The following is a 26,616-nucleotide window of genomic DNA, read 5'->3' as shown; positions in this document are numbered from 1 at the left end:
GCTCAGGCCGGCTGCGGGCGGCGCCAGGTGTAGACCGCGGTCACCGCATAGTTCCACACCGCGCCGACGAGGATGCCGGCGAGCGCCGAGAGGAACCAGCCCGAGAGCCCCTCGACGAACAGATAGTTGGCGATGCCGACATTGGCCAGGGCACCGACGCTGCAGACCACCACGAAGGAGAGCCAGCCGCGCAGCAGCGCGCGACCGCGCAGACGCATGTCGCGATAGGTGAGCAGGTTGTTGAGGAAGAAGTTGCTGGTCATCGCCACCAGGGTGGCGGTGGCCTGACCGGCGAGGAAGGCGCCCTCGCCGAGCACCGCCAGCAGCGGCCACAGCACCGCCATGTGGACGAACACGCCGAACCCGCCGATCAGCGAGAAGGCGAGGAAGCGCACCGGGATCGCCGAGCCCAGGGTCTTTTGCGCGAGCATCAGCAGATACTCCCAGAGCACCGCGTTGTCGAGCTTGCTCGTCCCGGCGTGACGCTCGCGGAAGGTGAAGGGCAGCTCGCGACAGCGCAGCGGCCGCTCGCTCGAGGAGACGATGTCGAGCAGGATCTTGAAACCGACCCCGCTGAGCCGGTGCACGCAGCCCTGGAAGGCGGCGGCGCGGACCATGAAGAAGCCGCTCATCGGGTCGGCCAGCTCGACCCCGAGCAGTCGCTGCCCGACGCGCGTGGCGAAGCGACTCATCGCCTGGCGCCGCGCGTTCCACTCACCGACCCCGCCACCGCCGACATAGCGGCTGCCGACCACCAGGTCGAGTTCGGGCTCGGCGTCGAGGGTGTCGTACATCTGGCGCAACAGCGACTCGTCGTGCTGCAGGTCACCGTCCATCACCGCCACGCAGGGCGCGGTGGTGGCGAGCATCCCCTCGATACAGGCCGAGGACAGCCCGCGCCGCCCGACGCGCCGGATCAGCCGCACCCGCGGATCCTGCCGGGCCTGCTCGCGCACCCGCTCGGCGGTGCCGTCGGGCGAGTCGTCGTCGACGAAGATCAGCTCCCAGGCGAGCCCGTCGAGCACCCGACGGACACGTTCGACAAGCTCGGGGACCGATCCCGCCTCCTTGTAGGTAGGCACGACGACGGCGAGCTGGGGCGGCTGGTGGGGGGGTCTGTGTGGCATGGATCCGAACAACCTGAAACAAGGGGTTTGGCGCCTCGGCGGTACCGGACGCGGCATGACTGAGCGGCGATCGCGCACGCGGCTCGGTTGCGCGACGACCCTGGTGGGCGGCATTCTAACGCGTTCGTCCATCGAACCCGTGCCCGCCATGTCCACCGCCACCCCGAGTCGTCCCGCTGCCGAGCCCCTCGACTGGCGCCCGATCGCGCTGCTGATCCTCGCGCTGAGCGCACTGCGCCTGGCCATCGCCGCGCTCCTGCCGGTCACCCAGGACGAGGCCTACTATTTCGACTGGGCGCGGACGCTCGGCTGGGGCTATTTCGATCACCCGCCCGGGGTCGCCGCGCTCGGGCTCGGCACCCTGCTCGAGCCCGGCTCGGCGCTCGCCGCACGGCTCGGCACCCTGCTCGCCGGCGTCCTCACCCTGGTGGTGCTCGCCCGGCTCTACTGGCGCGCCGGGCTGACCACCACCGCCACCCTGGCGAGCGCGCTGCTGCTCGCCTGCGCCACCCTGCCGGGGTTGATCGGCGGCGTCGTCACCACCCCGGACACCGTGCTCGCGCTGGCCTGGGCGCTGGCCCTGCACGAGTCCGAGCGCGCCCTCGGCGGTGAGCGCCGGCGCTGGATCACGGCGGGCATCGCGGTCGGTATCGGGCTGCTCGGCAAGTACACCATGGTGCTGATCGGACCGGTGCTGCTGTGGGCGATCCTCTGGGTCGATCCGCGCGCGCTGCGCACCCGCTGGCCCTATCTCGGTGCGTTGGCCGCGCTGCTGGTGTTCGCCCCCAACCTGTGGTGGAACGCCAGCCACGACTGGCTCAGCCTCGGCTTCCAGCTCGGTCACGGGCTCTCCACCGAGCTGGCCGCACCCGAGACCCTGGGCGCCGGCACCATGGCCCACAGCGGCCCGCAGACGCTCGTCGAGCGCCTGGCGAGCCTCGGCGGCTATCTCGGCGCCCAGCTCGCCTTCTGGGGGCTGCTGGTCCCGGTGCTGGTGATGGCGCTGCGCGGCGGTGGCGGCACGCCACCGCGCCCGCGACTCACCCGTCACGCCCGCGCCCTGCTGATCGCCGCGACCCTGTTCCCGCTCGGTTTCTTCGCCGTCATCGCCAGCTTCAGCGAGGTCGAGGCCAACTGGCCGGTGGTCTATCTGCTCGCCGCCCCGGCGCTGCTCGCACCGCGACTGCTGCAACGACCGCGCTGGCTGCTCGGCGGCGCCGGGGCCAACCTCGTCCTGGTCACGCTCTATGCGGTGCACGCGGCGAGCGCCGCGCTGCCGCTGCCCGACAGCGCCAACCGGGTGCTGCGCGAGACCCACGGCTTCGCCGCGCTGGCCGAGGTCGCCGCCGGACTCGACGCCCCGGTCCATGCCGACCGCTATCAGCTCGTCGCGATGCTGCGCTTCCACGCCCCGGGGCTTGCGGCCACCACCAGCCAGTGGCCGGGACTGCACCGCCCCTCGGAGTATCTGCACGGGCGCATCGCGCCACGGCTCGACCCGGCGCGCATCGACCAGCCCTTCTGGCTGGTCTCGCGCGCCGGTCATCCGCCCGCGCTCCCCGGCTTCCGGGTGACCGAGCGGCGCGTCCTCCAGGATTGCGCGGGACAGCCGCTCCACCAGGGGGCGAGCGCGCCCTGCGCGCGCCCGCTCCACATCTGGCGGCTCTATCGCTACGCCCCGCTCGGCGACTGAGCCGGGCTCAGTCGAGGCGCTCGTCGTCGAGTTCGCTGTGGATCAGCATCAGTGATTCGAGCGAGCGGTTGACCGGGGCACGCTCGGCGATCTCCAGCAGTCGCGCCCGCTGCCCGGCGGTGAGATGGCCGAGCAGGTTGATGCGCTGCTGCACCCGATCGACACGCACCTCCTCGCGCTCGCAGGCGGTGCAGTCGGCGGCGTGACTGCGATCGAAGGCGAGACGCACCTCGACGTCGTCGAGATCCCAGCCCTTGGCGGTGGCGTATTCGCGCAGCGTCATCGAGGTACAGGCGCCGAGCGCCATCAGCATCAGCTCATAGGGATCAGGACCCAGCCCGCTGCCGCCGACGGCCGAGGGCTGATCGGCGAGCAACTGATGGCGACCGGTATAGAGTCCACGCAGGAAGCGGGCGTGCAGCTCGGTGACCAGCACCTCGCCCGCGCCCACCTTGGGCGCGGTGCCCAGGCTCTGCTCGAAGCGATGACCGCCGAGGCCGAGATAGCGGCTGGCCCAGGCCACCAGGGTCTCGGCGACGTACTCGGCGTCCTCGCGATCGCTGAGCATGTGGTCGGCGTTGTCGAGCGAAATGAAGCTCTTGGGGTGACGCGCGGCCTGATAGATCTTGGCCGCCTCGTCGATCGAGACGATGGTGTCGAGCGGCGAGTGGAACACCAGCAGCGGCCGGTCGAGGTCGCGGATGTGATCGGCCGCACCGTACTGCGCGAGGTCCTCCAGCAACTGCTTGCGGATGCGGAAACGGCGCAGCCCGATCTTGACCTCGGCCTCGCCGCGCGCCTCGAGCTCGTCGCGGGCGTCGCTCAACAGATGCTGGACGTGCGAGGCGGTGGCAGGCGCGGCGATGGTCACCACCGCCTCGACCGAAGGCAGCTGGGGCGCGGCGGCGAGCACCGCCGCGCCGCCGAGGCTGTGACCGATGAGCAGCGCCGGGGCCTGGAAGTCCTCCTCGAGCTTGCGCGCCGCAGCCAGCAGGTCCTCGACGTTGGAGGAAAAATTGGTGTTGGCGAAATCGCCGTCGCTGTTGCCCAGCCCGGTGAAGTCAAAGCGCAGCACGGCGATCCCGCGATCGGCCAGGGCGCGACTGATCCGGCTCGCCGCGGCGATGTCCTTGCTGCAGGTGAAGCAGTGGGCGAAGAGCGCATAACGTCGCGTCGGCACCCGTTCCGGCGGCATCTCCAGCAGCCCCGCCAGTCGGTGCCCTGCGGCGTTCGGAAACTCGAGCTTGATACGTGGCATTCCGATCTCCTCGGTGTCTTCTCGTGCGAATCGCGACCAAAACAGACCGCCCGCGCAGACTGCGTGCGCGGGCGGCACGAAACGAAGTGATGAACCGCCGTGACCAGGCCACGGCAAGCCCTCCATCCTCTCGCATCCGCGAGCGCGGTTCCAGTCGAGCGCACACGTTGCGCGCGCCGCCCCCGAGCCCCGCCGTCAGCGACCGTGACGACACCGATTGGTCTCCGCCGCGACTCGTTGGTTCAGCTCTTCAGTCCCGGCGGGCGCCGACGCCGATGATCCAACCCTCGATGGCGGCATGGAGGCGGGCGTCGGCATCGAGCGGAGGCGTGAACAGCTCATCGAGTCGCCCGGCGCGATCCGCGCGCATCAGCCACAAGGCCACGGCACGGGCATCGCACTGATCCGGGGTGAGCCCGATGCAATCGCCATCGTCGCGATAGAGTGCGGGATAGGCCTCGACCAGCACCGACCGGCCCGGCGCCGGGGTCCAGCCATCGAACGGCCAGCAGTGCAGCCGCCCACCGAGCCGCGCGCGCAACAGACGCACCCAGGGCAGCCCGGCATGGGTCGACTTGGCCACCGAGCCGGGCACGTCGAAATGGAACACCGACTTGGCGCCCCTGGCGCGACGGTCGGTGAGGCGCCGCCAGCGCGCATCACCACTGCGCGCAGCCCCGGCCCCGACGCGCCCGCGGCGCACATCCTCGACCCTGACACCGACGCCATCGGTCGGCCAGTGACACTGGAAGTCGTCGAGGAAGACCGGCCAGTCGTGCCTCAGCCCATGCGCGACGAAGTAGTCGAGCGGAAAGGAAAGCGCATGATCGACCCCGACCAGGGTCGGCACCGGCTCGCGCAGCACCGTTTCGAGCCACGCGGCCAGGGCACGGCGACTCCAGCGTTGCGCACAACCCTCAGGGAACACCTCGGACGGCAGGTCGTCGTCAGCGTCGAGTCGGTAGGCACGGATTCCGGGCAATCGCTGCTCCGGGGTGCCGGCCCCGGAATAGTCGATCCCCAGATAGCGCGAGAAGAAGGGCGCGGGCACGGAAGGCTCCTGCGGCAGGGTCACGGAGCGGGCCGCCTTGCCCGCCCCCAAACGCAAAACGGGCCAGCCGCTTTCGCGACTGGCCCGTATGCTTGTTGGCGTCCCCACGGGGGTTCGAACCCCGGTTACCGCCGTGAGAGGGCGGTGTCCTAGGCCGCTAGACGATGGGGACTGAAACTCGGTCTCAGTCAAGACAGGGCCTGCCTAGGCGATCCTGTCTTTCTTGGCTGAATTTGGTGGAGCCAGGCGGGATCGAACCGCCGACCTCAACACTGCCAGTGTTGCGCTCTCCCAGCTGAGCTATGGCCCCGGCTTTGTACTTCCAACGAACTAGCCAGCCGAATCGCTAACCCGTTATGCTTGTTGGCGTCCCCACGGGGGTTCGAACCCCGGTTACCGCCGTGAAAGGGCGGTGTCCTAGGCCACTAGACGATGGGGACTGAAACGTTTTCAGTCTTGCAGACCGGGCCTGCCTAGGCGATCCGATCCGAACTACCGAATTTTGGTGGAGCCAGGCGGGATCGAACCGCCGACCTCAACACTGCCAGTGTTGCGCTCTCCCAGCTGAGCTATGGCCCCAGCGACCTGAGACCACGTATGCTACGCACATCTTTTGACTTTGTCTACCCCTGTGCGGAAATTTTTTTCATCCCGCCTGTCCAAGGGAGCGCAACCCTACCCCATCGGTTCAACCAACCGGGTGGTAGCCCCCTTGTTCGACGATCCAGGAGCCTCGTTCCATGATGCGTATCTTCCTCTTCCTGGCGACCAACCTCGCGATATTGGTCGTCATCAGCGTGGCCTTCCGCCTGTTCGGCATCGACGGTGTGGTCCAGCAGGGCGGGCTCGACATGGGCGCGCTATTGCTGATGGCGGCGATCATCGGCTTCAGCGGCTCGCTGATCTCGCTGTTCCTCTCCAAGACGCTGGCCAAGCACGGCATGCGGGTGCAGATCATCGAGCAGCCGTCGACGCCCTTCGAGCAGTGGCTGCTCGAGACCGTCGCCCGCCAGTCCGAGCGCGCCGGCATCCGCATGCCCGAGGTCGGCATCTTCGACTCACCCCAGCCCAACGCCTTCGCCACCGGCTGGAACCGCAACGACGCCCTGGTCGCGGTCAGCACCGGGTTGCTGCAACACATGAACAAGCAGGAGGTCGAGGCGGTGGTCGGCCACGAGATCAGCCACGTGGCCAATGGCGACATGGTCACCCTGGCACTGATCCAGGGGGTGGTGAACACCTTCGTGGTGTTCCTCGCGCGGATCATCGGCCATACCGTCGACCGGGTGATCTTCAAGAATGAGGAGGGACCGGGAATCGGCTACTTCGTCGTCTCGATCATCGCCGAGATCCTGCTCTCGGTGCTCGCCACCATGATCGTGATGTGGTTCTCGCGCTATCGCGAGTTCCGCGCCGACGCCGGCGGTGCCGCGCTCACCAGCCGCCGCCAGATGGCCGACGCGCTGCGCGCGCTGCAGCGGGTCCACGAGCCGCAGGACCTTCAGGCCAAGGAGTTCGCCGCCTTCGGCATCTCCGGCAAGATCGGCAGCCTGTTCAGCAGCCACCCGCCGCTCGAACGGCGTATCGCCGCGCTCGAACAGGCGGGCTGATCCCCACGTGCCCCGGCCCGTGCGCCGGGGCGCGCCCTCCCCGGCTCACAGCAAACGCTCGATCGCCCGCACCAGCCGACCGCTCTGCGGCTTGGTGATGCTCGAATAGCTCTCGACCAGATTGCCCTCGCGATCGATCAGATACTTGTAGAAGTTCCACTTCGGATAGGGCGCCCCGGCGGCGGCCAGGCGCTCGAACAGGGGCGCGGCACGACCACGCTTGACGCTCACCTTCTCGAACATCGGGAACTCCACCGAGTAGGTCAGACGACAGAAGTCGCGGATCTCGGCCTCGTCGCCCGGCTCCTGGTTGGCGAAATCGTTGGAGGGGAAGCCGAGCACCACCAGACCACGATCGGCGTAATCGCGATAGAGCGCCTCCAGCCCCTCGTATTGCGGGGTGAAACCGCACTTGCTGGCGGTGTTGACCACCAGGATCACCTTACCCTGATAGGCCTCGCAGAGATTGACCCGCTCGTCCCCGGCGAGCCGACGGACTTCCAGGTCGAGCAAAGACGAACAGGCGGGGGACTCGGCCGCGACCTGGGTCGCCGCGGCCAGACCGAGGGCGAACAGTGGCAATCTCATGGTGGATCTCTCCTGAGGTATCGACGGACATGGAGCGAGACATGGCGCCCGTGCGCGTCATTGCAATAATTTCCTACCAAATTGGTTGGAAAATCTCGAGGGCGCGCCCACATCCCCTACTCCGAACCCATCAACACGCCCGCGTCGCTTTGCGGGTCATGAGCAGCACAGCATTCGAGGAGCCAAGATGAGCGACTGGGTCAAAGGCAGGGTAACGGCCAAGCAGCGATGGGCCGAGGGGCTCTACAGCATGCGCTTCGAGGCGACGCTCGAGCCCTTCAGCGCCGGACAGTACATCAAGGTGGCGATGGACATCGATGGCGAGCGCGTCGGTCGCCCCTACTCGCTGGTCAATCCACCCGGGCAGACCGAACCCGAGATCTATTTCAACGCCATCCCCGAGGGGCCGCTCACCCCCCGGCTCTCCGACCTCGAGCCGGGCGATACCGTGTGGCTCACCACGCGCGCCAGCGGCATCTTCACCCTCGACACCGTGCAACCGGCCAAGACCCTGTGGCTGCTCGCCACCGGCACCGCGCTCGGGGTCTATCTGTCGATCCTGCGCACCGCCACGCCCTGGGAGCGCTTCGAGCGCGTGGTCCTGGTCCACGGCGTGCGCCAGCCGAGCGACCTCACCTATGGCGACACCCTCGCCGAGATCGCCGCGCACCATGGCGAGCGCTTCACCTTCATCCCCGCGATCAGCCGCGCCGAGGCCCCGGACGCGCTCTATGGCCGCATCACCGACCTGCTGGTCTCGGGCACCCTGGAATCACGCGCCGGTGCCACCATCACCCCCGAGGACAGCCACGTCATGCTCTGCGGCAACTCGGCGATGATCAAGGAATCCAAGGCGATCCTCGAATCACGCGGACTCGAACGCCACCGCCGCCACGCCCCGGGGCAGTACACCACCGAGCAGTATCATTGAGGGCAGCGAGCAGCCACCAGCTTCCAGTCACTCGGCGGCTGGCGGCTGCTTTGAACCGCAAAGACGCGAAGAACACGAAGATTTTTCGAGCCATCAGCGACCAGCCGACGGCCGCCAGCACAATACCTTGCTCACAGGCAGCGCCGACTGGCGACTGGCGGCTGATAGCTGGCGGCTGACGACTAGCCGCTGAAAAGTAGCTGGCAGCTTACAACCGACCGCATTCTTCCCTCATCTCACTTCGCGTCCTTCGCGCCTTCGTGGTTGACCTCTCCCCCCCGCCACACCGGCAGATAGCCGACCACCGCGCTGAAGAGCGCCGCCACGGCAATCAGTCGCAGCGGCCAGGTCGCGGCGGCGTAGCCGCCGTTGTCGAGCAGCAGCGAGACGGCGAGCAGCGCGGCCACGCCGACCAGCAGCAGGTGCGGCAGCGGGCGCGTCGCGCCGCCCGGCCAGCGCGCGGCCAGCCAACTCCCGAGCAACGCCGCCAGCCCACCACCGGCGAGGCCGAAGGCGACGTCGACCGGCCAGTGCACCCCCAACGCCACCCGGCTTGCGCCGACCAGCAGGGCGCAACCGAGCCACACCCAGCCCCAGGCGCGGGCGTGCACCGCCAGCACCCCGAAAAAGACCCCGGCGGTGACGCTGTGCCCGGAGGGGAAGCTGTGCCGGGTGTGTCCCGGTCCGATCAGGTTGAAGACATCGGCGCCGAACACCGCCGGCGGGCGTGCCGCATCGACCAACGGCTTGAGCCCACGGGCGTAGAGGATCGCCAGCAGCGCCGCCAGCACCAGCGCCCAGAACAACCGGGGCCGCCGCCACGAGAAGAGCAGCGCCAGCGCGAAGGCGACACGCTCGTCGCCGAACAGCGTCAACCACTGCCACAGCCAGTCCGGGGCCAGGGCCGCCGCGGCATTGAGCCGCAGGAAGCCGGCGTGATAGCCGCAGACCAGATAGAGCAACACCCCCACCGCCAGCCAGCCGAGCGCCCAGCGCCACTGCCGTCGCGCCCCCGGCAGCGCCGCCGATTCGGCCCCGGCCCGCGCGGCGAGCCGCATGCTCAGGCGTGTGCGCCAATCGCTCATCCCTCACCTCCCGGCACCCGTGCCTGCTCGCGCGGGTGCATCAACACCAGCGCCACCGGGCCGCGCCGGTAGAGCTGCTCGCCGCGCAGCAGCGGATAGTCCTCGGCGAGCCGGTCGAGCTTGTCGAGGCGGAGGAACACCAGATCACCGGCGCGCGGCGGACGGTGCGGGGTGATGGCGTCGCGATAGACGCTGAAGCTCGGCATCGAGGTGCGATAGACCACGGTCGGACGATCCAGCTCGCGCGCCAGCAGCCCGGCCTCCTTCACCGGCGCCTGCATCACCGCAAACACCCGCGGCACCACCGTGCCATAGACCACCGCCGTCTGGATCAGCCCGACCAGCACCAGACGCTGCCACAGCGCCGGGCGCGACCACAGCGCCAGCGCCACCACCAGCGCGGTGGCGAGCGCGATCTGCGCCAGATAGGCCGGGCCGAGCAGCGGCAGCGCCAGCTCGAACTGGGCGATCTCGTGGGCGCGCCCGCCCTGCCCGGCGGCGACCTGCACCACCAGCGGCAGCGCCAGCAGCAGCGCGAGGAAGACCAGCGGCGGGACCATCGCCAGCGCGCGGCTGGTCAAGGCGTCACGGTGGCGCGCCATGAGGATGAACAGCGGCGCGGCGCCATAGAGCAGATAGTGCGGCAGCTTGGTCCCGGAGAAGGAGAAGAACAGGAACACGGTGGCGAACCACAGCCACAGGAAGCGATCGAGCGGATCGGCCCAGCTCGCGCGCAACCGCGGCAACAGGCTGAGGAACCAGCCGGTGAAGGGCAACAGGATCAGCGGCAGCACCACCAGATAATAGCCGGGGAAGCCCGAGTGGCCGTGCATGGTGCCGCCGAAGCGCCCGGCGTTGTGTTCGAGAAAGAAGCTGCGGAAGAACCCGGCGCCGTCATCGAGATAGACCGCCAGGTACCAGGGACCGGCCACCAGCACGAACACCAGCCAGCCGAGCGGCGCGAAGGCCGCGCGCAGCCAGCGTTCGAGCCGCCCCTGCGACCAGAAGAACAGGAAGCTCACCACCACCGGGAAGAACACCGCCACCGGCCCCTTGGTGAGGAAGCCGAGCCCCATCCACAGATAGGCGCGCAGCAGCGCGTTGCGGCTCTGGCGCGCGCCGGGATCGAGGAAATAGCGATAGATCTCGAAGAAGGCGAGCGCGATGAAGAGGTTGAGCACCGCATCGGCCACCGCCGCCTTGGCGATCAGCGAGACCTGCAGCGAGAGCGTCATCACCAGCGCGGCGACGGTCGCCGTGGGCGCATCGAGCCGGGCGCGCACGAAGCCCCACAGCGCCATCACCCAGAGTGTGGCGGCCAGCGCCGAGGGCAGGCGCAGCGAGAACTCGTCGAACCCCAGGCTGGAGGCCGAGAGCGCCTGCAGCCAGTAGATCAGCACCGGCTTGTCGTAGCGCGGCTCGCCGTCCTTGTGCGGGGTGATGAAGTTGCCGCTGGCGAGCATCTCGCGGGTCGCCTCGGTGAAGGCGCCCTCGTCGAGGTCGTAGAGCGGCACCGCGCCGAGCTGCCAGTAGAAGGCGAACAGCACCACCGCGGCGAGCAGCCACGGCGAGGTCAGCGCCCGCGTCAGCGGGGAGGTCTCCGGCCGGCTCATGCCTCGGGCTCCTTCCACCCGGCGGTCTCGACGGGCGAACTCCAGCGGATACGGAAGTGGCTGCGATCACCCGAGGCGAAGAAGGTGCGGGTGAGCATCTCGGCCAGCACCCCGGTGGTGAGCAACTGCACCGAGGCGAGCAGCATGAGGATGGCGACGATCAGCAGCGGGCGGCCGCCGATGTCCTCGCCGAGCCAGAACTTCACCCACAGCAGGTTGGTCATCAGCAGCCCGCCGATCACCCCGAAGGCGATCCCGATCAAGCCGAAGAAGTGCCCCGGGCGCGCCCCGAAGCGCAGGAAGAAGAAGGCCGAGAGCAGGTCGACCAGCACCCGGAAGGTGCGCGAGATGCCGTACTTGGAGGTGCCGAACTGGCGCGCCTGGTGCGCGACCTCGATCTCGCCGATACGCTGCGGCGCGGTCACCCCCGCCACCCATACCGGGATGAAGCGGTGCATCTCGCCGAGCAGGGCCACCTCCTGGATGACCTCGGCGCGATAGACCTTGAGGCTGCAGCCGTAGTCGTGCAGCGCCACCCCGGTGACCTTGCCGATCAGCTTGTTGGCGATGCGCGAGGGGATCTTGCGCATCACCAGCGCGTCCTGGCGCCGCCGCCGCCAGCCCTGCAACAGATCGAGATCGCGTTCGAGCAACGCGTCGACCATCCGCGGGATGTCGGCCGGGTCGTTCTGCAGGTCGCCGTCGAGGGTGGCGATCAGCTCGCCGCGCGCGCTCTCGAATCCGGCCTGCATCGCCGCGGTCTGGCCGAAGTTGCGCCGCAGCCGGATCACCCGCACGTGCCCGCCCCGGCGCTCGGCGCAGGCGCGCAGCCGCTCGCCGGTGCCGTCGCGGCTGCCGTCGTCGACACAGATCAGCTCCCAGGGCGCGCCATAGTCCGCCAGCCCCTGGTGGACGCGTTCGAGCATCGGCTCGACGTTGTCGAGCTCCTGGTACATCGGGATGACGACCGACAGCGACGGCCGGGAGGGGGTTCGATCTGGGGTGCTCATCGCAGACAGGGATCCATTCGGTTGAGTTCGAAGACCGGGCAGCGACTGCCGGGACCTGGTGGCCGCGCGCAGTATCCCGCTCAGTCGGCGGCGGCGTCCATGACCTCACGCAGATAGCGAAACAGCTTGCGCGGCGCCTCGGGACGCCCTTGCTCGGCGTCGCGCCGCGCCGCACGCACCAGATGACGCAGGTGCTGACGATCGACCTGGGGGCAGGCGTCGATGAACTCGCCGAGCGCCGCCTCCTCGGCGATCAGGCGCTCGCGCCAGCGTTCGAGTTGGTGATGGCGCGCGGAGGCGGCGCGCTCGCGCGCATCGGCCTCGTCGAGCAGGGCGTGGACGGCATCCATGTCCTCGCGTTCGAGCAGGTTGGCGATCCGCTTCCAGTGACGCTTGCGCGCGCGCAGATCCTTGATCCGCGGCGTCTCGTCGATCGCCGCCCAGGTCGCCTCGCTCAGCGACAGCCGCAACAGCTCGGCGCGCGGCATCCCCACCATGCGCTCGGCGAGCGCCTGCAGCGCCTGGCGCTCGCGCTTGATCTGGCTCCTGCTCGGGCCGAGATCCTGTTCGAGCTCGTCCTCGGTCACGGTGGGATCGTGGTCTGTGGTCATATCGGTTGTACTGATTCCAGGATGAGTTGTGGGCTCCGACGGCCCCGATAATCGTTGACGTCGAGCCGGTAGGCCAAACGCACCCGCCCGTGCGCGAGCGTGAGCTGCTCGGCCAGATCGAAGCCGATGGCCTCGATCGAGCCGCCCTCGGGCGGCGCCACGCGCAGCTTGAGATGACGTTCGCCGACCAGACGCGCCTGCAACACCTCGAACTCGCCGTCGAAGCGCGGCTCCGGGAAGCCCTTGCCCCAGGGACCGCCGAGACGCAACGTCTCGGCCGTCTCCAGGGTCAGCAGCCGCGCCGGCAACGGGCCGTCGGAGACCAGCTCGGGGCCGCTCGCCACGCCCTCGAGCATCTCCTCGACCACCGCCGCGAAACGCGCACGGAAGGGCTCGAAGGCCTCGGCGCGCAGGCTCAGCCCGGCGGCCATGGCATGACCGCCGAAACGCGCGATCAGCCCCGGCTCGGCCCGGTCGACGCGATCGATGGCGTCGCGCACGTGCAACCCGTCGATCGAGCGCGCCGAGCCGCGCAGCAGCCCGTCGCCGCCGTCGGCGAAGGCGATCACCGGACGATGATAGCGTTCGCGGATGCGCGCGGCGACGATCCCCGAGACCCCCTGGTGCCAGTCCGCACCGTACAGACAGAGCGCCGCGGGCAACCCCGCCTCGGCGAGATCGAGCGCCTGCACCGCCGTCTCGGCCTGGGCCTTCATCTCGCCCTCGATCTCGCGCCGGCGGCGATTGATCGCATCGAGCTGCTGGGCCAGCGCATTGGCCCGCTCGGCATCGTCGCTGAGCAGACACTCGACCCCCACCGACATGTCCTCGAGCCGCCCGGCGGCATTGAGCCTGGGCGCGGCGGCGAAGGCCAGATCGGTGGCGCTCGCGCGCATCGGGTCGCGCCCGGCCACCCGCAACAGCGCGCGCACCCCGGGACCGCAGTGCCCGGCGCGGATGCGCCTGAGCCCCTGCTCGACGAGGATACGGTTGTTGCGATCGAGGGTGACCACATCGGCGACGGTGCCGAGCGCGACCAGATCGAGCAGCGTCGCCAGGTTCGGTTCGGCGCGCCCGGCGCCGAACCAGCCGCGCTCGCGCAGACGCGCGCGCAGCGCCATCAGCAGATAGAAGACCACCCCGACGCCGGCGAGATCCTTGCTCGGGAAGTCGCAGCCGGGCTGGTTGGGATTGACGATCGCTGCCGCCTCCGGCAATCGCTCGCCCGGCAGGTGATGATCGGTGACCAGCACCGCCAGCCCCAGCTCGCGAGCCCGCGCCACCCCGGCGACACTGGAGATGCCGTTGTCGACGGTGATCAGCAGATCCGGGCCGAGCGCGTGCGCGGCCTCGGCCACCGCCGGACTCAGCCCGTAGCCGAAGTCGAAGCGGCTGGGGATCAGATAGGAGACCCGCGCCGCGCCGAGCGCGCGCAGCCCGCGTACCGCCAGCGCAGTGCCGGTGGCGCCGTCGGCGTCATAGTCACCCACCACCAGCAGGTGCGCGCCGTCGCGCAGCGCCCCCTCCAGGGTGTCGAGCGCGGCATCCAACCCGCGCAACGCGGCGAAGGCCGCCAGCGCCCCGAGCCCGGGCGGCGCCTCGCCCGAGCGCAACGCATAGAGCCTGGCGAGCAGCTCGGCGGGCGAGTGGACATCGACGAAGGGGGCATCGCCACCACGGCGACGGATCTGCGGCTGGGTCATGGACACGGGACAAGACAGCAAGGGACGCGGGGCCCGGCCATCAGCACTCGTTCGCGCAAGGCGCGTTGGTTCGACGGCTGATGACGCGACCGCCCCGAGGACCGGGATTCGGGCGAACGCCATAGCCTAGCCGGATCGACGCCCCGGGTCGAGCAGCCGACGCACGCCCTGCCCCACCCGGTCGCGCACGAAGGGCCACAGCCGCCCCTTCTCCCAGAGGATGCGGGCGAACATCCGCCCCTTGTCGCGCGGCGGGGTCGCCGGATTGGAGCGTGCCACCAGGGTGATCGCACCCTGCGGACAGGCATCGAGACAGGCCGCGCAGCCGAGACAGACCGCCGGGTCGATCGCCGCATGTCGCTGCGCACGCGCCACCCCGCGCAGCCCCTCGGCCAGACCGATGCACTTGACGTTGCACACCGGGAAGCAGGCGCCGCAGTAGTCGCAGCGCTCGGGGTCGATCTCGGCGAGGAAGGGCGTCTTGGCGATACCGTCGCTGAAGCCCATCTGCACCCCGGCCATCAGCTCGCAGCAGCAGCGACAGCAGTTGCAGAGGAAGGAGGGCTGCTCGCGCACGTTGTCGGTGACATGGGTCAGCCCCAGCGAGCGCGCCAGCTCCAGCTTCTCCAGCATGGTCGGCAGGTCGCACTCGCGAGCGAAGCCACGGCGCACCAGGAAGCGCGCGCCCTCGCCGAGCACCATGCAGATGTCCTCGACCGGCGCCCCCTTGCGACAGTGCTCGCCGAGGTGCTCCTTCTTGTGGCGGCAGTAACAGAGGGTGACGGCGAGATAGTCGGCCTGCTCGAGGATGGCGCGCGCGTCCTCGTAAGAGGTGATGCGCGAGTTCACCGGCACGTGCTCGTCATAGACCAGGGCGCGGGTGAGCTGGGTGGGGCTGCCGAAGAACTCGGCGGGCTGGCCCCCGCGCCCCTGCTCGTGCAGATACTCCGACATCAGCTGCGCCAGACGTTCGAGTGGCAGCTCGGTGTCGGCGCGCCGACGCATGAAGGTGAACTCCATGAAGCCGATCAGCCCGGGCACCAACAGATAATAGGTGTGACCGGCGTAATCCATGTCCATCACCAGCCCCTTGTCGGCCATCGACTCGAGCACCGGCGCGAGCGCCTCGGCGGGCGTCCCGGTGCGCTCGACCAGCTCGTCGAGCGTAGCCTCGTGCAGCGGGAAGGCGGCGCCGACCCGCGCCTCCTCGGGCGAGAACAGGATCGACAGGATCTCGCGCAGATGGGCGTTGTCGACCAACCCGATCGGGTACTGGTTGAGACGATCGATCAACGGGATCAGCGAGGACTTGCTACCGGCCAGATGGCCCATGGCGGGCTCCAGATTCGAGGGTGACGGAGCGGCTATTGGAGCACGCCACAACGCACCGGCTCAAAGGGCCGGAGCGGGCGGCGAGAGCACCCACGACGAGATACCGTCTTGCCCGTCAATCGCCGATCATGCACACCAGCCTCCCCGACTGGAGGCTGGAAGCTGATCGCTGGAAGCTGGTTTGAACCACGAAGGCGCCAAGGGCGCAAAGGGGAATAAGCCGCCAGCGACCAGCCGCCAGCAGGTGCGGACCCGCGTCGCCTGTGGCCTCCCGCCGACATTACACATCATTCACTTTGCGCGCTTCGCGGCTTTGCGGTTCGATCCTGGCGGCTGGCGGCTGGCGGCTGGGGCGTCCCTACTCCATCCAGGCCGCGACCACGCGGTTGCGGCCCGTCTCCTTGGCGCGATAGAGGGCGCGGTCGGCGGTGGCGATCAACGTCTTCGGGTCGGGCTGCGAGGGATCATAGAGCGCCACGCCGATGCTGGCGGTCAGGGCATGACCGGGGAAGCGTTCACCGAGGAGCTGACCGCGGCGCTCGATCTGGTGGCGGATGCGCTCGGCATAGTTGAGCGCCCCGCTCCCGCCGGTGTCGTGGAGCAGGAAGAGGAACTCCTCGCCGCCGTAGCGGGCGAGGAAATCGCTCGGTCGGGTCAGGCCGCGCATGGTGTCGGCGACGATCCGCAACACGTCATCGCCGGTCTGGTGGCCGAAACGATCGTTGAACGCCTTGAAGCGGTCGATATCGAGCAGCCCCAGGGCGAAGCCGCGCCCCGATTCGGCACTCTGGGCGAAGGTACTGTCGAGATACTCGTCGATCACGCTGCGGTTGTGCAGCCGGGTGAGCGCATCGATCTGCGCCCGGGTCCGCTCGCGGGCGAAGGTCTGGCTGCGTTCGATCGCGATCCCCAGCTCGCCGGCGACCACCCCCACCTCCTCGAGCAGGCGCAGGGTGAAGGGCTGTTCACCGCCGCCGAGCCACAGCACCCCGAGGATGCGTCCATTGCTCAACACCGGCACCGCCGCGGCCTGCTGCAACCCGAGCCGGTCGAGTAGCCGCAGGTTCTCCGGCGTATCCGGCACCAGCACCGGCTGACGCGCACGCAGCGCGCGCACCAGATCGCCGGTGAGCGCTGGGATGCTCAGCTCGATCGGTGCCGTCTCGCGCATCAGCAACGCCCGCGGCAGGGCGTGGGTGGTCACCAGGCTGCGACGGCGCGACTCGATCTGCATCATCAGCAGCTGCTCGATGCCGAACTCGGCGCGCAACGCCTCCAGGGTGGTGGGGATGAACTCGTCGGGTTCCAGGCTATGGTGCGGCGCGGTATGGCTGCTGCGCCCACCGTACGGCAACGGCGGCGCATCGTGGCGACACAGCCCGATGGCGGTATTGATCATGTTCGCGCGCAGCTGCATCACCGAGGGGAAGCGGACACCGTAGAAGCCGCCGATCTCGCTCACCTCGCGATCGGCCTGGGCGAGCAGCTCGGCCAGGTCGAGCTGATCGAGCGCGATCAGCGCCGGCACCTCGGGGGCGAGCAGCGGGCAGCCGACCAGATCGACCGAGCCGATCCCCTGGGTCCAGGCGATGAAGTCGGCCAGCGAGACGATCGCCACCTCGCGCGCGCGCTCGGCGTCGAGCCCGCTGTCGGCGATCGCGCAATGGTGCAGCGACTGCACCCGACAGATCAGCTCCGGCAGATCCCAGTCCCCGCACACCACCGCACCGACCTGATCGTGCGAGACGCCGAAGAAGGTCTGCTCGTCGTCGCGGATGGGGTTGCCGGAGTTGGTCGCGGCGGCGAGAAAATCGCTGTAGCGCACCCGGCCATGCGATTCGAGGATCACCTTGCCGAGATCGTGCAGCAGCCCGGCGGCATAGAGCGCATCCGGGTCGGGGTGGCCGACGCGCTCACCGATGCTGCGGCTGAGGATGGCGACCAGCAGACAGTGCTGCCAGAAGTAGATGCGATCGAAACCGCCCTGCCCGCCGCGCCCGACCATGCCCTCGAAGAACAACGCGTGCAGCGCCGCCTGACGGACCGCCGAAAAGCCCAGCAGGGTGACCGCCCGCGAGATCGAGCGGATACGTCGGGGAAAACCGTAGAAGGCGGAGTTGACGACCTGCAGCACCTTGGCGGTGAGCGCGGGTTCGGTCTCGATCACCCGCGAGATGGCGGCGATATCGCTGCTCTCGTCGTTGGTCAGACGCAGCAGCTTGACCGCCGCCGCCGGTGCCGGCGGCAGCTCGCCGACATCGCCGCGCAGGGCCGTCCGTACCGCCCGCGCGGTCCACTCGGGATCATCCATGCAGCGCCGGCCCCGTATCGCAAAATCGGCTGGAGACATTGAATCATCTCTATCCTTGTGCGCCCACCGCCCACCGCCTGCCGCAGGCCCGATGGACACGATGTCCTGCTCAACCAAAACATAATCACGCGCCGGACTCCATCCATGACAGACCAGCGCCGCATGACTGGCAACGAAGCGGCCCAGTATACCGGGCGTTGACGCCCGAGAAACGCCGCAGTTTGACAGAAGCGCCGCAAACGCCCGCCGGGCGGCGCCACACCGGCCCACCTTACCGTGGTCTAGCCGAGATGCGAATGGCTGACAACCTTGTCGAACGTGCCCCAAAAGATCGGCTTGCGACGGACGAGCGGTCCGCCGACGGAGCATCGACCCGACGACCACTCCAGCCGACCGAGACCGCAACGCAGCCCTCCCGAAGGAGGGACGACAACGCCACACATCGTGCCTAACGGCAATCCGGCATCCTGCAACGGGGCCATCTAGAGGAGGAATGAACGTCTAGCTGACCTGTCTTTTCATCAGAGAGTCGCGGTCATGGCCAAAGAGACGGCGACCGAGCGCCGCAGCCCACTCCGGGAGCGACGCTCGTAACGAGCCGGGTGGACTGCTGATGGTCGGGCGGTGCGGCGCGGCGACGCGCACGGCGGCCGCGCCCCGACGGGCCAGATGCGACCACAGCGAGGCGTGGCGCGTTACGCCTGGATATAGGTGAAGTTCGGCTGCGAGGTGCGGATGTCCTCCACCCCGAGTGCGGCGACCTCGGGCCGGGCCGTATCCGTCTCGCTCTGGATCAGGCCCAACCGCTGTCTGGCGACCTCGCTGCCGGCCTCGGCCCCGCGCCGATACCAGCACTCGGCCATCCGCAGATCCAGCGGCACACCCTGGCCGGTGTGATAACAGACCCCGAGACTGACCATCGCACCGCAATCGCCGGCCTCGGCGCCACGTCGGAACCAGTCGAGCGCCACGTCGATGTCGCGCGCCACGCCCTGCCCGCCTTGATAGCAGATGCCCAGCAGCGCCATCGCTCGACCGTCTCCCGCCCGCGCGCCCTGGAGGTACCAGCGCACCGCTTCCTCGACGCTTTGCGGCACGCCCTGGCCGGTGGAGTAATGCACCCCGAGATGGACCATGGCCCGACCGTGACCGACCTCGGCGCCCCGGCGATACCAGCGCACCGCCTCGGCCGGATCGGCGACGACACCGTCGCCGCGCTCGTGACAGAGCCCGAGGTTGGTCATCGCCCGACCGACACCGGCCTCGGCCGCCCGACGATACCAACGCACCGCCTCGTGCAGATTCACCGGCAGGCCCTGACCGGTGTGATAGCACACCCCGAGGTTCGACATCGCTCGCCCATCGCCGGTCTCGGCGGCGGCGATCAGCGCCCGCGTCATCTGCTCGGGGAAGGGACGGCGCGCCCGGTGGAGATGGGCGAGGATCGTCGACGCGGCCTCGACCAGGGCCTCCCAGGCCGGCGGCTCCGGCGGGGCCAGCTCCAGCAGCAGGGCGGTCACCGGGTGCTCGGGAAAGTCCTGGACGATGCGCTGCAGGAAGCCTGCGGTCGCTCGGGGCGCCAGACGCCAGGCCCGGTCCATCAACTCCTCGGGGGCGACCCCCTTGTCGAAGGCGCTCAACACGAACCACTCGCCGAGCAGGTCGGGCAGCACCGGCGGAATCTGGTGCGAGGGGCCGGTGGCGCACTGATCGAGACAACCGTCGACCAACACCAGTACCTGACGCCGGAGGGTCGAACTCAACGGCGAGAGCAACCCCCGACGCACCGCGTCGACACAGTCGAGCCCCCCGGTGATGGTCGCCAGCACCGCCATGCGCTCGGCGCCGCTGCCATCGCCGAGACAGGGCAAATCGCCCTCCCCCAGACAACGCCGCCAGCGCGCGCCCTGCTCGCGATTGAGGGTCGCGGCCAGCAGGTCATCGCGCTGCCAGCCAGTGTTCTTGCCCCCGTCGGCGAGCATCTGCCCAAGAAAATAGGCATAGAGCGGGCGCCCCTCGCCATCGATCCGCGCCAGTTGCTCGGCGATCAGCGCCGCATCGGGCAGCATCGGCTCGGGCGCCGGCGCGGCCTGACGCGCGACCGCGCGGACGATCTCGACGAGCGCGGCCTGGTCGAGCTTGCACAGCTCGATCACCCCACGCTCGAAACGACTCTCCATCAGCACCGCATCGCTACCGTCGTGATGCTCGGCGAGACGGATGAACCACTCGGCCCGCGCCTCGCCGGCGATCGCCGGCGCAGGGTCGGCTCCGCCGACGGCATGACGCGCGCCTCCGATCCCGCCGCGGTCCCAACGTTGACGCTCGAGCAACAGCACGCGTACCCGACCGCGCCGTCGCCTGCGGATCAGCCGCGCACGGCGCGCCAGCCCCTGCAGCACCGGCTTGATCTCGGCCTCCCTGCCGATGATGTAGTCGATGACGATCAGGTGCGGCCGGTCCGGCCACCACTTGGTCCAACCGTCCCCGAACCGGCGAATGTCCTCGACATCGAGAAACCCGGCCACCCAGCCCTTGCCCTGCGCCTGATCGATCAGCTCCAACGCCAGGCGGCTCTTGCCCTGTCCGCCGGAACCGGCGAGCTGTAACCAGCAGAAGGCGCTCTCGGCCTTGAGAAAGCGCAGCAGCTCGCCCCACTCGCGGTCACGCCCGAGCACCGTCACCGCACGCGCGCTATAGCGATTGAGGGTGGCCGAGTCGGTCGGCGTCGAGAGCAGTAGCCGCGCCTCGGCACCGCGCGCCACGGCGAGCCGACGCCTCAACCAGGACAACACCGTGGCGACCGCCATCAGCACGGTGATGACGGCGGAGAGGGTTGCGAGCGGCTTGGACTGCTGGTCGAAGAAGGTCGCGATCCACCGGATCGCATGATCGGACCACTCACCCAACCCACGCAGGACGTCGCGGGCGAGCAGATCGTGAAGCCAGTCCATGGCAGGCACTCCATCGCGCAATATCGTGTATGCAAAACCCAAAGCGAGCCGGATCGACCGGACATCGGGGTCTGGAGATCAAGCCCAGCCCCGCCTTGGTCGACACCCTCGATCGCTAACCATAGCCAGAAACGATCGAAACACAAAGACAGGCCTGAGGACGAAGCGGCGTTGCTCAACGGCAGGCAATGCGCAAGGGACGAGAGCATCGACTCGATGGCCCTGCCCGAGAGCTGACGGTATCAGCCTTGGAGGCGGACGATGCAGCGGCTCGCCACACGCATCTCAAGGCATCAGGTGCGCGCCAGCGACCGAGCACGGTCGCGGGGAGAGTGATCATGAACGGCCCCGAGACCGTCGCAAGCAGGCCGGAAATGCCCAACCCTCGGGCTCGGGGCGGAGAGAGGGACGCCCCTCTCGCTCAAGCAGGCCGGAAAGCCCTGGACACAACGAAAAACGGCCCGGACGCTGAACGTCCGGGCCGTTGCATTTTCTGGTGCGCCCTGTTGGGTTCGAACCAACGACCACCTGATTAAAAGTCAGATGCTCTACCAACTGAGCTAAGGGCGCCGAAGACCGAGAATTATACGTAAACCATCGGCGCGATGTAAACCCTAGCGTCCGCCAGCGCCCTCGACCTCGTCGAGCCGCGCCAGACGCGCGCGGGCCAGGCGCGACTCGGTGCTGTTGGGGTAGTTGTCGATGACCTGTTCGAGGCGCGCGCGCGACTGCTCGAAATCGCGCTGCTCGAAGTGGATGTAGCCCATCTTCAGCAACGCACCGGGGACCTTGGGGCTGGCCGGGTGACGGCGCACCAGATCCTCGAAGGCGGTCAGCGCGGCGTCGTAGTCGCGCTGACCATAGAAGGTCTCGCCGAGCCAGTAGCGGGCGTTGTCGGCATAGCGTCCCTGCGGATAGCGCCCGAGCAGCGACTCGAAGGCGGCACGGGCCTGGTCGTACTTGCGCGCCTTGAGCAGATCGAAGGCCTTGCCGTAGGCGTCGCGTTCGTCGCCGGCGGCGGTCTCCGGGCTCGGCAGCGAGGGGACGCCGGCGCCGGGACCGCCGGCGGGCGTGGCCGGTCGAACCGGCGCGGGCTCGGGCTGGTTGATATCGACCGGGGCCTCGAGCGCGGCCGGCGGCTCCGGGGTCTCGGGGCGCGCGCGGGCGCCGTTGAGCCGGGCGTCGATGTCGATCGACTGCTGGCGCAACTGACGCTCGAGACGCTGGATCTCGAACTGCTGGACCTCGACCTGACCGCGCAGCGCCTGCATCTCGCTCTGCAGTTGCTGGAGCTGGAGCTCGATGTCCGAGCCACGCTGGTGTTCGATGACGCGCTCGAGCCGCGCCACCCGGTCCTCGAGCCGGGCGTCGACGGCGAGTACCGGCGCGGCGGCGGCGCTCAGCACCAGGGTGACGACGACCCCGAGGCCGCCACGAACTCTCTGCAGGACTCGCATTCGCGCCTCCTCAGTACTCGATGACCACACGCCGGTTCAGCCGCCAGGACGACTCGCTCTGTCCCGGCGAGGCCGGACGCTCCTCGCCATAACCGATCACCTCGAGCTGATCGGCGCGCACCCCCTCGGCGAGCATCACCCGGCGCACCGAATCGGCGCGCTGATCGGAGAGCGCGAGGTTGTACTCGCGGGTACCGCGCTCGTCGGTGTGACCCTCGAGGGTGACGCGCACCTGCGGATGGGTGCCGAGATAACGGGCGTGGGTGCGGATCAGCGCCACGTACTCGGGGGCGATCTCGGCGTTGTCATAGCCGAAATAGATGACGCGTTTGGAGAGTGGGTTGGCCGGGTCCTCCCAGGGACCGGCGTAACGGGCGTCCTCGCCGTCGATGCCGGCGGTCGAGACCTCCGCGCCGGCGCCGCCGCCGGGCGTCCCTGTCGCGCCGTCCACCGCGGCGCCGTCGGCGCCCTGGCGAGGCGTGGTCGAGCACCCGGCGAGCACCAGCAGAAGAACGCCGGGCAACAGGGACCAAGGGTGGATGCGCATGAGTCTGACTCCTTACTGCACCATGGGTGACCAGGCCGGCTCGCGCACCTGGTCGGTTCCCTGGGTGAGACGCTGATTGGCACCGCCGTCGACGGCGGCGGCGGCGAGCACCGCGCGACCGCCATGGGTGGTGGCGTAAATTACCATGCTCGAATTCGGCGCGAAACTCGGCGACTCGTCGAGCGGCCCGCGACTGAGCAGACGCGAGAAGCCGCGCTCGACGTCGAGCAAGGCGATGCGGAAGGCGCCGTTGATCCGGCGCGCCATGGCGATCGAGCGACCATCGGGGGCATAGACCGGGGAGGCGTTGTAGTCACCCTCGAAGCTCACCCGGGAGACCGCCCCGCCGCTGGCCGGGACGCGATAGATCTGCGGATTGCCGCCCCGCCCGGAGGTAAACACCAGGTGCGAGCCATCGGGCGACCAGGCCGGTTCGGTGTCGATGGCGAAGTGATCGGTGAGCCGGGTGAGCGCGCGCGAGTCGAGATCGAGCACATAGATCTCGGGATTGCCGTCCTTCGACAGGGTCATCGCCAGACGCCGTCCGTCGGGCGAGAAGGCCGGCGAGCTGTTGATGCCGGGGTAACTCGCCACCCGCTCGCGCCGACCGCTGGCCAGCTCCTGTACATAGATCGCCGGACGGCGGCTCTCGAAGGAGACATAGGCGATGCGGCGCCCGTCCGGCGACCAGGCCGGGGACATGATCGGCTCGGTCGAGGAGACGATCACCTGCGGGTTGTAGCCGTCGGCGTCGGCCACCTGCAGGGTGACGCGGGCGTTCTCGCCGCGGCCGGTGGCGCTGATATAGGCGATGCGGGTGGCGGCCACGCCAGGGATGCCGGTCAGCGTCTCGTGAATCTGGTCGGCGATGCGGTGCGCGGCGTTGCGCAGACCGGCGGCGGTGGCCGTCAGGGTGGCGCCGGCCAGACGCTCGCCGCGGAAGACGTCGTAGAGGATGAAGCTGATGCGGTAGCGCGCACCCTCGCGTACGACCTGCCCGATCACCAGGTTGTTCATGTCGAGCAGGCGCCAGTCGCGCAGATCGACCTCCTCGTGGGAGGTCGGCTGGTCGAGCATGTCGCGCGTCGGCATCGGCGCGAAGCGACCGGTGCGGGCGAGATCGGCGGCGATCACCGCGCCGGGATCGACCGAGGCGCTCCCGCCTCCCGCGAACCCGAAGGGCACCACGGCGATCGGTTGCGCGGCCTCGACCCCGCCGGTGATCTCGATGTTCAGCCGCGCCAGCGCGGTGCCGGGCAGCAAGACCGCCAGGAAGGCGCAGAGGATGAGCAACGATGAGATGGATCGGGTCATGACACGCCCCCCTGATCAGGGTCGGAAGGTAAAGGTGAATTCACGGAACTGGTCGAAGAGCGCCCCGCTGGGCACCGGCAGCGGCTCGGCGCGCCACAGCGCGGCGAGCGCTGCCTGATCGAAGGCCGGGGTGCCGCTGGAGCGCTGCATCGCCACGCTCCCCGGGACGATGTAACCCGCCGAGGTCACCCGCACCTCGAACTCCACGCTCAGCCCCTCGGACATACCGGGCGGATAGGCGAAGTGCTGGCGGACACGGTCCCCGATCACGCCCTTGTAGTAGTCGACCTGGCGCTGCTCGGCGCTGCTCAGCCCGCCACCACCGCCGCCGGCGACGACCGGCGGCGATCGGCGCGCGGTCTCGGTCTCGGCCGCCTCGGCCTCGAGTCGCTCGGCCTCGCGCGCGATCTCGTCCTCGAATCGCTGCCGCTCGAGTTCGGCCATCTGCTCGGCCTCGCGCTCGATGCGCTCCTGGCGCGCCGCAGCGGCCTGGCGTTCGGCCTCGCGGCGGGCTGCCTCTTCCGCAGCTCGGCGTTCCGCCTCACGGCGTGCGGCCTCTTCGGCAGCGCGACGCTCGGCCTCGGCACGGGCTGCGGCGGCCTGACGCTCGGCCTCGCGACGGGCGGCCTCCGCGGCGGCGCGGCGCTCGGCCTCACGGCGCGCGGCCTCTTCAGCGGCACGGCGCTCGGCCTCGGCACGGGCCGCAGCGGCCTGACGTTCGGCCTCGCGACGGGCGGCCTCCGCGGCGGCGCGGCGCTCCGCCTCACGGCGTGCGGCTTCTTCGGCGGCACGGCGCTCGGCCTCGGCGCGGGCCGCGGCGGCCTGACGCTCGGCCTCGGCGCGAGCCGCAGCAGCCTGACGTTCGGCCTCGCGACGAGCGGCCTCCTCGGCGGCGCGGCGCTCCGCCTCACGGCGTGCGGCCTCTTCGGCGGCGCGACGCTCGGCCTCGGCACGGGCCGCGGCGGCCTGACGTTCGGCCTCGCGACGGGCGGCCTCCGCGGCGGCGCGGCGCTCCGCCTCAAGACGTGCGGCCTCTTCGGCGGCGCGACGCTCGGCCTCGGCGCGCGCCTCCGGATCGAGCCGTTCGCGCACCTCCTGGACACGGGCGCTCAGTGCCGGGTCGCCGAGCACGCTGGCCTGGACCACGCGCGGGCGATCGCCGCCGTTGCTCGCGTCCTGGGTGAAGCGCACGCCGACGAACAGCAGCAGCGCGAACAGCAGATGCAGCCCCAGCGACCAGTAGAGCGCCCCGGGGTCACGCCGCAGGATCTGCAACATGGTCAGGGTCCGTCATGCTCCGGCGGCAGGGTGATGAGTCCGACCTCGGCGGCCCCGGCGGCCTGGGCGATCACCATCGCGTTGACCACCCGACCATAGTCGACGGCGCTGTCGCCCTTGACCAGCACCGGTGTCTGCGGGGCGTAGTCGAGGACCTTGCCGATGCGCTCGAACAGCGCCTCCTCGCCCACCGGTTGGTCGCGGTCCTCGCCGATGTCGATGTAGTAGTCACCGAACTGATCGACGCTGATCACCACAGAGTCACCACTCTCGGAGGTGACCGCCCCGGCCTGGGCACGCGGCAGGTTGACCTTGACCCCCATGGTGATCATGGGGGCGGTCACCATGAAGATGACCAGCAACACCAGCATCACGTCGATATAGGGGACGACGTTGATCTCGGCCACCAAGCGGCGGCGATTGCGACTGCGCGCGCGTCTGCTCAAGGCTCGGATACTCCCGGGGCTCAGCCCCGCCCCTGACGTTGCAGCAAGGTCGAGAACTCTTCCATGAACTCCTCGTAGCGGTTGCTGAGGCGCTCGACCTGATCGGTATAGCGGTTGTAGGCGACCACCGCGGGGATGGCGGCGAACAAGCCGATGGCGGTGGCGATCAACGCCTCGGAGATACCCGGCGCGACCAGCGCCAGGGTCGCCTGTTCGACGTTACCGAGGGCGTGGAAGGCCTGCATGATGCCCCAGACGGTGCCGAACAGTCCGACATAGGGGCTGATCGAGCCGACCGTGGCGAGGAAGGCGAGGTTGTTCTCGAGCCGGTCGAGCTCGCGACTCAGCGCCACCCGCATCGCCCGCTCGGAGGCCTGCAGCACGGTCATCGGGTCGACGCCGGCGGCCTTGCGCATGCGCACGTACTCCTTGAAGCCGGCACGGAAGATCGCCGCCAGCCCGCGCGCACTGCGCCCATCCTGTCCCAGCTCCTTGTAGAGTGCGCTGAGATCGCCGCCGCTCCAGAAGCGCTCCTCGAAGGCGTCGGCGAGCTTGCGCGCCCGACCGAGCACCCGCGCGCGATCGATGATCATGGTCCAGGAGACGACCGAGGCGAGCACCAGGATCAGCAGCACCAGCTGCACCACCAGGCTTGCCTGCATCACCAGGGCCAACAACGACAGATCAGAGGTCATGA

Annotated in this window: 21 protein-coding genes and 5 tRNA genes; 3 read left to right on the top strand and 23 right to left on the bottom strand. The window is 69.4% G+C overall.

The genetic code is table 11. From position 1 onward, the window contains the following. Window positions 1–2: 2 nt before the first annotated feature. Window positions 3–1,127 carry a glycosyltransferase gene (locus tag EDC29_RS10520; RefSeq protein WP_123142140.1) on the bottom strand — a complete coding sequence of 375 codons (1,125 nt, stop codon included), beginning with the start codon at window positions 1,125–1,127 and terminating at the stop codon, window positions 3–5. 148 nt (window positions 1,128–1,275) lie between these two features. On the opposite strand from EDC29_RS10520, the gene EDC29_RS10515 reads away from it, so the two are divergent. After that, window positions 1,276–2,820, top strand: coding sequence for a glycosyltransferase family 39 protein (locus tag EDC29_RS10515; RefSeq protein WP_242465953.1), 1,545 nt, complete (start codon window positions 1,276–1,278; stop codon window positions 2,818–2,820). A 7-nt stretch (window positions 2,821–2,827) separates the two neighbouring features. Here EDC29_RS10515 and EDC29_RS10510 read toward each other — a convergent pair whose 3' ends face one another. From EDC29_RS10510 to EDC29_RS10485, 6 genes are all read right to left on the bottom strand, one after another. Beyond that, window positions 2,828–4,078: a bifunctional alpha/beta hydrolase/OsmC family protein gene (locus tag EDC29_RS10510; protein WP_123140592.1), complete on the bottom strand. Its 1,251-nt coding sequence runs from the start codon at window positions 4,076–4,078 to the stop codon at window positions 2,828–2,830. 250 nt (window positions 4,079–4,328) lie between these two features. Then, window positions 4,329–5,129: a hypothetical protein gene (locus EDC29_RS10505; protein ID WP_132229780.1), complete on the bottom strand. Its 801-nt coding sequence runs from the start codon at window positions 5,127–5,129 to the stop codon at window positions 4,329–4,331. Between the two features lie 96 nt (window positions 5,130–5,225). Further along, a tRNA-Glu gene (locus EDC29_RS10500) sits at window positions 5,226–5,301 on the bottom strand. Window positions 5,302–5,363: 62 nt separating this feature from the next. Further along, window positions 5,364–5,439 (bottom strand) — tRNA-Ala (locus EDC29_RS10495). A 54-nt stretch (window positions 5,440–5,493) separates the two neighbouring features. Next, a tRNA-Glu gene (locus EDC29_RS10490) sits at window positions 5,494–5,569 on the bottom strand. Between the two features lie 63 nt (window positions 5,570–5,632). After that, window positions 5,633–5,708 (bottom strand) — tRNA-Ala (locus EDC29_RS10485). Window positions 5,709–5,869: 161 nt separating this feature from the next. Here EDC29_RS10485 and htpX point away from each other — a divergent pair. Next, window positions 5,870–6,739 (top strand): protease HtpX, encoded by an 870-nt coding sequence (gene htpX, locus EDC29_RS10480; protein WP_062277569.1) that lies wholly within the window; start codon window positions 5,870–5,872, stop codon window positions 6,737–6,739. Between the two features lie 45 nt (window positions 6,740–6,784). Here htpX and EDC29_RS10475 read toward each other — a convergent pair whose 3' ends face one another. Continuing rightward, on the bottom strand, window positions 6,785–7,327 hold the full coding sequence (locus tag EDC29_RS10475; protein WP_062277565.1) for a glutathione peroxidase: 543 nt from the start codon (window positions 7,325–7,327) through the stop codon (window positions 6,785–6,787). Window positions 7,328–7,514: 187 nt separating this feature from the next. On the opposite strand from EDC29_RS10475, the gene EDC29_RS10470 reads away from it, so the two are divergent. Next, window positions 7,515–8,258, top strand: coding sequence for a ferredoxin--NADP reductase (locus tag EDC29_RS10470; protein ID WP_123140590.1), 744 nt, complete (start codon window positions 7,515–7,517; stop codon window positions 8,256–8,258). Window positions 8,259–8,494: 236 nt separating this feature from the next. Here the strand turns inward: EDC29_RS10470 and EDC29_RS10465 are convergent, their stop codons facing one another. The 15 genes from EDC29_RS10465 to tolQ form a co-directional block, all read right to left on the bottom strand. After that, complete coding sequence (locus EDC29_RS10465; protein WP_123140589.1) at window positions 8,495–9,343, bottom strand: phosphatase PAP2 family protein; 849 nt, start codon at window positions 9,341–9,343, stop codon at window positions 8,495–8,497. Continuing rightward, the gene (locus tag EDC29_RS10460) at window positions 9,340–10,956 is read right to left on the bottom strand and encodes an ArnT family glycosyltransferase (protein ID WP_132229778.1); all 1,617 of its coding nucleotides are present in this window, start codon (window positions 10,954–10,956) and stop codon (window positions 9,340–9,342) included. Before EDC29_RS10460 ends, EDC29_RS10465 begins: the two co-directional genes overlap by 4 nt. After that, on the bottom strand, window positions 10,953–11,966 hold the full coding sequence (locus tag EDC29_RS10455) for a glycosyltransferase family 2 protein (RefSeq protein ID WP_123140587.1): 1,014 nt from the start codon (window positions 11,964–11,966) through the stop codon (window positions 10,953–10,955). The genes EDC29_RS10460 and EDC29_RS10455 overlap by 4 nt, the downstream gene beginning before the upstream one ends. 80 nt (window positions 11,967–12,046) lie before the next feature. Continuing rightward, on the bottom strand, window positions 12,047–12,577 hold the full coding sequence (gene yjgA / locus EDC29_RS10450) for a ribosome biogenesis factor YjgA (RefSeq protein ID WP_123140586.1): 531 nt from the start codon (window positions 12,575–12,577) through the stop codon (window positions 12,047–12,049). Then, the gene (gene recJ / locus EDC29_RS10445) at window positions 12,574–14,280 is read right to left on the bottom strand and encodes a single-stranded-DNA-specific exonuclease RecJ (RefSeq protein ID WP_132229776.1); all 1,707 of its coding nucleotides are present in this window, start codon (window positions 14,278–14,280) and stop codon (window positions 12,574–12,576) included. The genes yjgA and recJ overlap by 4 nt, the downstream gene beginning before the upstream one ends. A gap of 126 nt (window positions 14,281–14,406) precedes the next feature. Next, window positions 14,407–15,612, bottom strand: a complete 1,206-nt coding sequence (locus EDC29_RS10440; RefSeq protein WP_123142145.1) for a 4Fe-4S dicluster domain-containing protein — start codon at window positions 15,610–15,612, stop codon at window positions 14,407–14,409. Between the two features lie 358 nt (window positions 15,613–15,970). Continuing rightward, window positions 15,971–17,923, bottom strand: coding sequence for a sensor domain-containing diguanylate cyclase (locus tag EDC29_RS10435; RefSeq protein ID WP_123140583.1), 1,953 nt, complete (start codon window positions 17,921–17,923; stop codon window positions 15,971–15,973). Window positions 17,924–18,618: 695 nt separating this feature from the next. Next, the gene (locus tag EDC29_RS10430) at window positions 18,619–20,877 is read right to left on the bottom strand and encodes a tetratricopeptide repeat protein (protein ID WP_132229774.1); all 2,259 of its coding nucleotides are present in this window, start codon (window positions 20,875–20,877) and stop codon (window positions 18,619–18,621) included. Window positions 20,878–21,371: 494 nt separating this feature from the next. Continuing rightward, a tRNA-Lys gene (locus EDC29_RS10425) sits at window positions 21,372–21,447 on the bottom strand. A gap of 44 nt (window positions 21,448–21,491) precedes the next feature. Continuing rightward, window positions 21,492–22,334, bottom strand: coding sequence for a tol-pal system protein YbgF (gene ybgF, locus EDC29_RS10420; protein WP_132229772.1), 843 nt, complete (start codon window positions 22,332–22,334; stop codon window positions 21,492–21,494). Between the two features lie 10 nt (window positions 22,335–22,344). Continuing rightward, window positions 22,345–22,881, bottom strand: coding sequence for a peptidoglycan-associated lipoprotein Pal (gene pal / locus EDC29_RS10415; protein WP_123142149.1), 537 nt, complete (start codon window positions 22,879–22,881; stop codon window positions 22,345–22,347). A gap of 12 nt (window positions 22,882–22,893) precedes the next feature. Then, complete coding sequence (gene tolB / locus EDC29_RS10410) at window positions 22,894–24,195, bottom strand: Tol-Pal system beta propeller repeat protein TolB (RefSeq protein ID WP_132229770.1); 1,302 nt, start codon at window positions 24,193–24,195, stop codon at window positions 22,894–22,896. Window positions 24,196–24,210: 15 nt separating this feature from the next. Then, complete coding sequence (gene tolA / locus EDC29_RS10405; RefSeq protein ID WP_132229769.1) at window positions 24,211–25,473, bottom strand: cell envelope integrity protein TolA; 1,263 nt, start codon at window positions 25,471–25,473, stop codon at window positions 24,211–24,213. 2 nt (window positions 25,474–25,475) lie between these two features. After that, window positions 25,476–25,919, bottom strand: a complete 444-nt coding sequence (gene tolR, locus EDC29_RS10400; protein ID WP_005223674.1) for a protein TolR — start codon at window positions 25,917–25,919, stop codon at window positions 25,476–25,478. Window positions 25,920–25,939: 20 nt separating this feature from the next. After that, window positions 25,940–26,614, bottom strand: coding sequence for a protein TolQ (gene tolQ / locus EDC29_RS10395; RefSeq protein WP_123140536.1), 675 nt, complete (start codon window positions 26,612–26,614; stop codon window positions 25,940–25,942). Between the last annotated feature and the right edge of the window lie 2 nt (window positions 26,615–26,616).

Source organism: Marichromatium gracile (assembly GCF_004343155.1).
GTDB classification, from domain to species: Bacteria; Pseudomonadota; Gammaproteobacteria; order Chromatiales; family Chromatiaceae; genus Marichromatium; species Marichromatium gracile.
Note: the sequence above shows the minus strand (reverse complement) of the source record. Positions and strands in the feature narration are given on the sequence as shown.